This window comes from Porticoccus sp. (assembly GCF_041592135.1).
Lineage (GTDB): Bacteria > Pseudomonadota > Gammaproteobacteria > Pseudomonadales > Porticoccaceae > Porticoccus.
Window position 1 is genome coordinate 1 of the sequence record NZ_JBFHQR010000098.1, and the last position, 9097, is coordinate 9097.

Sequence of the window (9097 nt, forward strand, 5' to 3'; positions counted from 1 at the left end):
ATAAACAGTCCCGTCAGGGGCAGCATCACACTGGAGGTGAGAAAGTCCATAAATTCAAAAAAGTTGAACCCGGCCAACCGCGCATCGGCCCACAGATTAAACGACAGCACGCTGCCCAGCCCCACCACCCAGGCAATACCACCCAGCAACAGATTGGCCGCAAAGCGGTTGAAACCCTTTGACTCGATCAGGAACGCCACCGCCGGTTCAATCAGCGAAATCGCCGAGCTCCAGGCCGCCACGGTCACCAGCACAAAAAAGAGACTGCCAAACAGCAGGCCGCCCGCCATGTTGCCAAAGGCAACCGGCAGGCTTACAAACATCAGGCCGGGGCCGGCGCCGGGTGCAATGGTCGGGTTGGCAAAGACAATGGGGAAAATCGCCAGCCCCGCCAGCAACGCCACCAGGGTATCGAGGAATCCCACCGCCAGCACCGTGCGACCGATACGGGCATGTTCCGGCATATAGGCGCCATAGGCCATGATGGCACCCATGCCCAGGCTGAGGGTAAAAAAGGCATGACCCATGGCTTCCAGCACCCCGGACCAGGTCAGTGCCTCGGTGTTAAAGCTGAACAGGAAGCTGAAGCCGCGGGCAAAATCGCCGCGCTGAATCGAGAACCCCAACAAAACCAGCAGCAGCACAAACAGCAGTGGCATCAGAATGCGCACGGCAACCCCCAACCCCCGGGTCACGCCGCCGATCACCACGGCCATCGTCAACAGCATGAAAATGCTCTGCCAAAAGATCAATTGCCGGGGATTGGCCAGCAAGTCGCCGAACACCGCGCCGGCCTGATCGGCGCTGGCACCCTGGAAAGTCCCCGCCGCCATCTGTCCGATGTAGTAGAGCGCCCAGCCGGCAATCACTGCGTAGTAGGAGAGAATCATCAAGCCGGCGGTCACCCCCAGCCAGCCGATGGCATTCCAGGCACCGTGCAGGCCAGCTTCTTGCGTCAGATAGCGCATGGCGTTAATGGGGCTCTGGCGACCACGACGGCCGAGCATCACCTCGGCCACCATCACCGGCATACCCACCAGCAGGATGCAGCACAGGTACACCAGCACAAACGCGCCACCGCCGTTCTCACCGGCAATATAGGGAAACTTCCAGATATTGCCGAGTCCCACGGCGGAGCCCGTGGCGGCCATGACAAAGGTCCAGCGGCTGGTCCAGGAACCGTGCATACCGCGCCGGTCGGAGGCTTCGTTGGCGCCAGCACCCGGGGCTGTCAGTTGTTCATCCGCCATTGGCGTTACTCATACCTCGATGGGCTCGATTGTACCGGCAATCCGTGTCCGGCAAAACCAAGCGAGAAATGCTCTCCGTCACAAAACCATAGGCGCCCCCCGGCGCAATCCTTATAATGCCGCCCCATGGCAAAGAAACCCCAAAAATCAAACCAAAGTTCCACCATCGCGCTCAACAAACGCGCCCGTCACGAATACCATCTGGAAGAGAAATTCGAGGCCGGGGTGGTGTTAAAGGGCTGGGAGGTGAAGAGTCTCCGCGCTGGCAAAGTCCAGATTACAGACAGCTATGTGCTGCTGAAAGACGGGGAAGCCTTTCTGCTGGGGGTGCACATTACGCCGTTGGCCACCGCCTCCACTCACTTCGTGACCGATCCCACCAGAACCCGCAAGCTGCTGCTGCACGAGCGGGAACTCAGCCGGTTGTTCAATGGCGTCAATCAGAAGGGCTACACCTGCGTGGCCACCGCGCTGTACTGGAAAAAACACCTGGTGAAATGCGAGATTGCCCTGGCCAAGGGCAAGAAGGAACACGACAAACGCGAGACCGAGAAAAACCGCGACTGGGAGCGGCAGAAACAGCGGCTGATGCGGCACAGCCACTAGCCCCGCCTAAAAACGCCGCGGAACGCTATTTTGACCCTGTGATTCGCGGCCACACCGCCACTTTCCAATCCCCCGCAACCAAAAAATTTGCCGCGAGTCGGCCAAAACCCTTTGACATTGATAATCGTTACCATTTAGGATTGCGAATCGTTCTCATCCACAAAAGTGGAAATGGTCACATTATGTATGTGTGCAACTGCAAAGCCGTCACCGACCGGGACATCCGCGAAGCTGTGGAGAATGGCGTCTCAAACCTGAGGTCGCTGAGAAAATGTACTGGCGCCACCGGACAGTGCGGCAAATGCGTTACCGAGGCAAAGGCCATACTCCAGGAGGCATTGGCGGAGGCCAGCTTTTTCAATGCCATGGGAACCGCCTAGGCCCGCCATACCACTTTCTTTCATTTCTATCTCCCAAACAGCTATCGCCAAGGCCCAGTCGGGTCCTTTTTTGGCCATAATCCTGTAGTAGCAGCCCCTCGAACTGGGTAACCTATACCAGACAGTGACCACCCACTTCACGGCATCCCGGAGGACGTCCCATGAAAGGCGACAAAAAGATCATCGAGTATTTGAACAAGGTGCTGGGCAACGAACTGCGCGCCATAAATCAATACTTCCTGCACGCCAAGATGTACAAGGACTGGGGGCTGAAGGAGATCGGTGAAAAGGAATACCATGAGTCCATTGATGAAATGAAACACGCGGATACCGTCACCGAGCGCATCCTGTTTCTGGAAGGTCTTCCCAACCTGCAGGACCTGGGCAAGTTCTATGTGGGCGAGAACACCGAGGAAATGCTCAAATGCGACCTCAAACTGGAGTTGGAAGCCATCCCGGTATTGCGGGAAGCCATTGCCTATGCGGAATCCATCAGGGATTTTGGCAGCCGCGATATCTTCAACGATATCCTCTCGTCGGAAGAAGAACACGTGGACTGGCTGGAGACCCAATTGGGCCTGATCGAAAAAATGGGCATCCAGAACTACCTGCAAGCCCAGATCATCGAAGACTAGGCAGTCACAACCTGACCAGTGAACTTACGCCATAGAAAAAGTCTAATGAACAACCTTTCCTGTGATAGGATGCGCCACCTCGGCCTGGGCCGGGGAGATGGAAAGAGTAAACCACCAGCTTCAGGGGGCGATTTGGATTCGACGCCGGTTACAAAACCCTGGGTGCATGCCGAGATGGTGACAATCTCGTTAATCCAAAGTCGCAAACTATTAGTTGCCAACGACGACAACTACGCACTCGCCGCCTAAGAAACGGTAGAATGCCATCTGACTGGAGCCGTGCTTGTGCGTCCAGCGCTTCAACTACCCTAGGGTAGTGGCGAAGCACTCAGGTGTCATACTCACAAGATCGCGATGAAGCTCGTCCGGGGTGGATTCGCTAAACACTTACCGGAATCGCTGTTTGCGCGCCCTGTCAGCCGGGCTGTAGACAGCTAAATATAATAGACTGAACTAAGCATGTAGATCCCTCGGCAGAGGACTGACGGACGCGGGTTCAATTCCCGCCGCCTCCACCATATAGCAAAAGGCCTCACCCTCGGGTGGGGCCTTTTTGTTGAGTACTCAGTCAACCGTCACCTCCACACCCTTAACATTTCACGCCCCGCCTACCTCCCTGGACCAAAGCACCGTGGCGCTGCTGCTCCCGGACTGCTTCAATGCAAGGATAAGTGCCGAGAACATCTTTGCCCGGACGATAGCCATGCTTAATCAAATCCGTTATTTGTTGCTGCCACTGCTATTAGCAGCCCACAGTCAGGCAGCGACCGAGCTGCCGGAGGAGTTCCACGCCGCAGAACCCAAGATGCAACTCTATATGGCCTACGCGGAATTCAAGATGGCTCATTACGAGACGGCCCGGGAGATGTGGTTGCACATTGGCGGCAAGGGCAGCGGCGAGGCGGCCTTCAACCTGGGCATTCTCTATGAGCAGGGCATGGGTGTTGATCAGGACATCGCCAAGGCCCGGGATTACTACCTGCTGGCCGCCGAAAAGGGCAGCCGCGCCGGGGCCTATCAGGTGGGACTGATGCATACAAACCACCCCGACCTGGTGAGTGCGGAAATGGCGACCCACTGGCTGACGGTGGCCGCACTGGACGGTGATGAGGATGCCGCCAAACTGCTGGAGTCGATCAATCTGGGGGCCGACGCCTCCCTCGACCCCATGTTCAGGGTCCGGCAACTGATTGCCAAAGGCGAGCTGGAGCAAGCCCGGGAGCAACTGATCGAGATGTCTCATGCGACCCCACCCGATTATGTCGCCATCACCCGCCTGGCCTGGTTATACGAAACCGGGCTCGGGGTCGAGCAGGATATCGAGCGCGCCGGCGAATTATTCGAGCGGGCTGCCAGAGGCGGCAATGCCGAGGCCCAGTACGCCTTATCGGTGATGTATGAAACCGGTGTGGGTCGACCTCAAGACAGGGCCCAATCACTGCACTGGCTGCAACAGTCTGTCAGCCAGGGCTATCAACCGGCCGTTGAAAAACTGAACGAGAAACCTACACCGACGCCCTGACGCCACGCTTTCCAGCCCTTCACCCCAGGTCGATTTTTGTTCTGCTCGAACCCTGTGGTTGCTGCCGGGGTATAAGCTGGGGGAGACCAACCTGCGCGCCATGACTGCGCTATTTCAGTGGCGACGGTGCTGACAAAAAAGGGCAGGAGGCGGTGTCCGCCCGCAAATCTTTGGGTGCGGGGCGTATTCGCTAGCGTATCGAGATATCGGGATTTTCAACGACCACGCCGTCTGCCTCGATTGCCATCCATTTATTTTGACTGTAGCTCTTCAGCAAGGCCAGCGGGCGCGGCCTGCCGTTGCGCCTGACAATCGCAAGATCCCAACCAAAATTTTCCATTTGATGGACGGTTAGCAACTGGGCCAGATATAGATATTTTTCCAACTGATAGCTCGACGGCAATGCCGGCAGTCCCTTCCTTCTTTCTGTGTGAATAACGGTATCATCCATGACTACACCCACATATTTACTGGCGAAGGGCAAACACTCACCTATCAGAGATAAGATTAGTTAAAACTTCACTGCCCGCCTTCCGCAGCAGATGAAAGGCTGCTTCCTGGGATGAGCGTCACTGATACCCCGGCCTACACTCCCCATGCAGGGAGCATTATCAGATGCAGAGAAGCGACATACCGGGCAGCGTAACCTCTACACGGAAAGGTAGCCCTCGGCGCCGAGCCTCGCACATCTCCAGGCTTCGACTTTGGGAGCATCAGCAGAAGGTGAGCTTTTCTGTTCTAATCCCAACACAGCCACTTTTTACAAACTGCCCACACGATGAACCTGCCCCAGGCGACTGAAGCAACACAACGCAACACCTACACCGCCCTGCTGGCCGGTGCGGTGGTGTTGCTGGTCGTTCACACCCTCGGCAGATTTGTCTACACACCGCTGCTGCCCTATTTCATCAGCGACGGCATGTTGACGACAGGACAAGGTGCGGCCATTGCCACCTGGAATTACCTGGGTTATCTGTTGGGGGCGCTGCTGGCGGTGCGCTGGCACAGCATTTCCCGGATACGCGTGATGCTGCCCCTTGCCCTGCTCATCCATACCCTCACCACACTGGCGCAGACACAGTTGGAACAACCGACCGCGCTGGGCCTCACCCGCTGCCTGAACGGCATCGCCAACGGCATTGTGTTTGTCCAGGCGCCGGCACTGGTGCTGGAGTGGCTGGTCACCCGGGGGCGCGCCTCCCTGAGCGGCCTGGTGTACCTCGGTGTCGGTGTTGGGCTGCTGCTGTCCAGCGCCCTGGTCAGCACCACCTCCGGCTGGCTGGATGGCCCCGCCCGCTGGTGGCCGGCGGCGCTTGTTTCACTGCCGCTGGTCTGGTGGGGCAGTCGGCAGCTGATACGACTGGATGTTCCCGCCTCGCCCCCTTCGAGCAGTGGGCGAGGGGCACCCGAGAAAACGCTGCTGACTCGAACCAGCCTGCCACTGTTCCTGTCCTATGCCGGCGCGGGACTGGGCTATATTCTGCCGATGACCTTCCTGCCCCTGCTGGCCAGCTTGAGCCTGCCCCAGGGGCACTGGCTGACCAGCGGTTCCTGGCTGATCGTAGCGCTGGCCACCATCCCCTCCGCCTGGCTGTGGAACCATCTGGGTTCGCGACTGGGCGACTTGCCGGCACTGCGCCTCAATTTTCTGCTGCAGCTGACCGGGGTGCTGGCCGCCGTGTTCGTCAGCGGGCCCGGCGGCATCATTTGCTGCGGCTTGCTGGTGGGAGGCACCTTTCTCGGCACCGTATTATTGACCCAGCGCATCGGCCGCGCCCTGCAACCTCACCAGGGTCCGAGGCTGTCAGCAGCCCTGGTCGCCCTCTATGGCCTGGCGCAGATCGCCGGCCCGTGGCTGACCAAACAGTGGCTTTCCTCTGGCGGCAGCCTCGGTGAGGCCTTTGGTATCGGCGCAGCGGCGCTGGTGTTCGGATTGGTGTTCAGTTTGCTGATCAAACCGCCTGCTGCGAATTGATCGGATCAAAGATGGCCCAATACGGAAGGCAACAAAAGGTTGCCATTTGCGCTGCCGGGTAAGATCATTCCGTCCCATTCGCCTCAGCCCACAAACTGCTCAACAGGAAGTTCTATGCTTATCCCACTACTGGCCGTTGTCGCGGGTCTCGTTATTCTTGTCTGGAGCGCCGACCAGTTCGTCGACGGGGCCGCGGGCACGGCGGGCCACTTTGGCATGCCACCGCTGTTGATCGGCATGGTCATTGTCGGTTTTGGCACCTCCGCCCCGGAGATGGTGGTTTCCGCCCTGGCCGCCTCGCAGGGCAACCCGGGCATTGCGCTGGGTAATGCCTACGGTTCCAACATTACCAATATCGCGCTGATACTGGGCCTCACCGCGCTGATCAGCCCCATCGCCGTGCACTCCCAGGTGTTGCGCAAAGAGCTGCCGATCCTGATCCTGCTCTGCGGCCTGGCGTCCTTTCAGCTTTGGGATGGGCAAGTATCCCGGGACGACGCCTGGGTATTACTGCTGCTGTTCGGTGGCTTGATGGGTTGGACGATCTGGCAGGGGCTGCGCAATAAAGCCGATGGACTGGGCAATGAAGTCGCCCAGGAGCTGGCGGCACATCCCCGCCCCCTGTCGAAATCAATGACGCGACTGATCCTGGGGCTGCTGTTGCTGGTTGCCAGTTCCCGCCTGCTGGTCTGGGGTGCCGTCGAGATCGCCCAGGGACTTGGGGTCAGCGACCTGGTGATCGGCCTGACCATTATCGCCGTGGGCACCTCCCTGCCGGAGCTGGCCTCGTCCCTCGCCGCCACCCGCAAGGGCGAGCACGATATCGCCCTCGGCAATATCCTCGGCTCCAATATTTTCAACACCCTGGCGGTAGTGGGGATTGCCGGTGCCATTCACCCCATGGCGGTAGGTCCAGAGGTATTGAACCGCGACTTGCTGCTGATGACCGCACTGACATTGTTGCTGTTTGTGTTCTGCTACGGCTTTCGGGGGCCGGGCAGGATCAACCGTTTTGAAGGTGCCATCCTGCTGGCCTGCTACATCGGCTACAACAGCTATCTGGCGACGACGGTGTTTGGCCTGTAAGTACTTTTTGCCGCCTGATCAGGGTTGGTACAAGAAGGCCTCACCGCGCCTGCCCTTGGCCTGGTAAAGCGCCAAATCCGCCATCTTCAGCAGGCTTTCAGAATACTCGCTGTGCTGCGGGTAGAGGCTGACACCGATGCTGGCGCTGATCGACAGGCTATCCCCCATGCTGCAATAGGGCTGAGATACCGCCTCTATCACTTGGCGGGCAATGTCCAGCGCCCTGTCCTCACAGGCAACCATTTCCAACAGCACCACAAATTCATCGCCCCCGAGGCGGGCGAAAAAATCGGTATCCCTCAGGCAGCTTTCGATCCGGCCGACCGCTTCAGTGAGAATCCGGTCGCCGAACTCATGGCCGTAGCGATCATTGACCAGTTTGAAGTTATCCAGGTCGACGAACAGTACGGCGAACATGCGCTTCTGCAAATGGGCGTCATCGATGAGCCGGGCCAGGTGGTTCATGAAACTGCGCCGATTGGCAATACCCGTCAGCTCATCCAGGTAGGAAAGCCGGTGCAGGCGCTCTTCGATCTTTTTGCGTTCGATGATACTGGCCATCGCCTTGCCACAGACAGCGAGAAACTCGTCCTCCAAATCCGATGGTTCGTGACCCTCGCGCACATACAGGTTCAACACCCCGAGGGTTTTGCCGTCGGCGACGATGGGCATGTTGTAGTGGCCGTGGGGTTTCATGCCCTCGGGGTGGATAGCGTGGTCATGGTCTACCCTATCGCGGAAAATCAGCTCCTGGGTGGCTGCGGCTTGGCCGCACAAACACTGGCCGAACTTGATCTGGCGACAGAGGTTCAACAGCGGTTCCCCCAGATTGTGCTGGGCCACCATCTTCAGGGCCGTGCCTTGCTCGTTGGCGAGAAAGACGCAACCTTTTTGATCCAGGGCCAACCAGGGGATACCCAGCACCAGCTGCAAAATTTTCTCCAACTGCTGGGCCAGGGAAATGGGCATCAGCGAGATATTGAGTATTTCATTCAAAGCGTCCTGAATATCGCTGCGCCGCCTTAACTCCGTCATGCGCAGCTGATATTCATCAACCTGGCAGGTCAACCGGCTGACTTGCCGGGTCAAACGATCAATCTCCTGTTCCAATGCTAGTTGGTTCATTTCCTGTTCCAGCTCAAGCAGCACCTGCGTTTACCCCCGCAGGCAAGCCATTTCAAAACCGGTATTCGCACCCCGTGAGTGGAGCACCATTCCCATTAACGCCCAATTCTCTCTCATCTACGAGCTGGATTACAGTCAGTCCAGCACAACCAAAATGGGTATTCCGGGGATTGTCGGCCAGATGATGTTTTACTGAAATCCGGATGCGGGCCTGTTTACACTAATTTGATGGCCACAGCTCCCAGCTTACCAGCTCCCTTGCTGCGCCACATCAGGTGCGCATAACCATTCCGTGAAAACCGGTTGCGTCCAACTGCGGGAGGGCACATTGCGAAACCCTGTGCGCATCGGGTGGCAACCGCGCGAAACAGGCAATGGATAGCCCGCTATAGCGAAAAACCTTTTTAGGGCCTGTTCACACTAATTTGATTACCACTGCTGGAGGTCATTTTTGCTTCCAGCGAGGCGGAATGAGCGTGGTTTAGTTATTCTAAATGAGCGAATGACAACAACGCTGG

Annotated in this window: 9 protein-coding genes and 1 other RNA gene; 7 read left to right on the forward strand and 3 right to left on the reverse strand. The window is 58.0% G+C overall.

Annotated features, from left to right (window positions below; all coding sequences use genetic code 11):
* Positions 1 to 1250, reverse strand: a 1250-nt coding sequence (locus ABY948_RS09090) for a sodium-dependent transporter (protein ID WP_461482215.1), incomplete at its 3' end; no start/stop codon positions are given.
* Between the two features lie 126 nt (positions 1251 to 1376).
* Here ABY948_RS09090 and smpB point away from each other — a divergent pair.
* The 5 genes from smpB (at position 1377) to ABY948_RS09115 (ending at position 4393) form a co-directional block, all read left to right on the forward strand.
* On the forward strand, positions 1377 to 1856 hold the full coding sequence (gene smpB / locus ABY948_RS09095; protein ID WP_461482216.1) for an SsrA-binding protein SmpB: 480 nt from the start codon (positions 1377 to 1379) through the stop codon (positions 1854 to 1856).
* Between the two features lie 182 nt (positions 1857 to 2038).
* Positions 2039 to 2236, forward strand: coding sequence for a (2Fe-2S)-binding protein (locus ABY948_RS09100; RefSeq protein WP_461482217.1), 198 nt, complete (start codon positions 2039 to 2041; stop codon positions 2234 to 2236).
* 161 nt (positions 2237 to 2397) lie between these two features.
* The gene (gene bfr, locus ABY948_RS09105) at positions 2398 to 2871 is read left to right on the forward strand and encodes a bacterioferritin (RefSeq protein WP_461482218.1); all 474 of its coding nucleotides are present in this window, start codon (positions 2398 to 2400) and stop codon (positions 2869 to 2871) included.
* Positions 2872 to 2994: 123 nt separating this feature from the next.
* Positions 2995 to 3389, forward strand: a transfer-messenger RNA (tmRNA) gene (gene ssrA / locus ABY948_RS09110).
* 185 nt (positions 3390 to 3574) lie between these two features.
* Complete coding sequence (locus tag ABY948_RS09115) at positions 3575 to 4393, forward strand: tetratricopeptide repeat protein (protein WP_461482219.1); 819 nt, start codon at positions 3575 to 3577, stop codon at positions 4391 to 4393.
* 190 nt (positions 4394 to 4583) lie between these two features.
* Here the strand turns inward: ABY948_RS09115 and ABY948_RS09120 are convergent, their stop codons facing one another.
* Entirely contained in the window at positions 4584 to 4844 is a 261-nt protein-coding gene (locus ABY948_RS09120) for a hypothetical protein (RefSeq protein ID WP_461482220.1), read from the reverse strand.
* 327 nt (positions 4845 to 5171) lie between these two features.
* Between ABY948_RS09120 and ABY948_RS09125 the strand changes: the two genes are divergently transcribed.
* Together ABY948_RS09125 and ABY948_RS09130 are read left to right on the forward strand one after the other, a co-directional pair.
* Positions 5172 to 6368, forward strand: a complete 1197-nt coding sequence (locus ABY948_RS09125; protein WP_461482221.1) for a YbfB/YjiJ family MFS transporter — start codon at positions 5172 to 5174, stop codon at positions 6366 to 6368.
* Positions 6369 to 6482: 114 nt separating this feature from the next.
* Positions 6483 to 7454, forward strand: coding sequence for a calcium/sodium antiporter (locus tag ABY948_RS09130; protein ID WP_461482222.1), 972 nt, complete (start codon positions 6483 to 6485; stop codon positions 7452 to 7454).
* An 18-nt stretch (positions 7455 to 7472) separates the two neighbouring features.
* Here ABY948_RS09130 and ABY948_RS09135 read toward each other — a convergent pair whose 3' ends face one another.
* On the reverse strand, positions 7473 to 8579 hold the full coding sequence (locus ABY948_RS09135; protein ID WP_461482223.1) for a GAF domain-containing protein: 1107 nt from the start codon (positions 8577 to 8579) through the stop codon (positions 7473 to 7475).
* Positions 8580 to 9097: the final 518 nt, after the last annotated feature.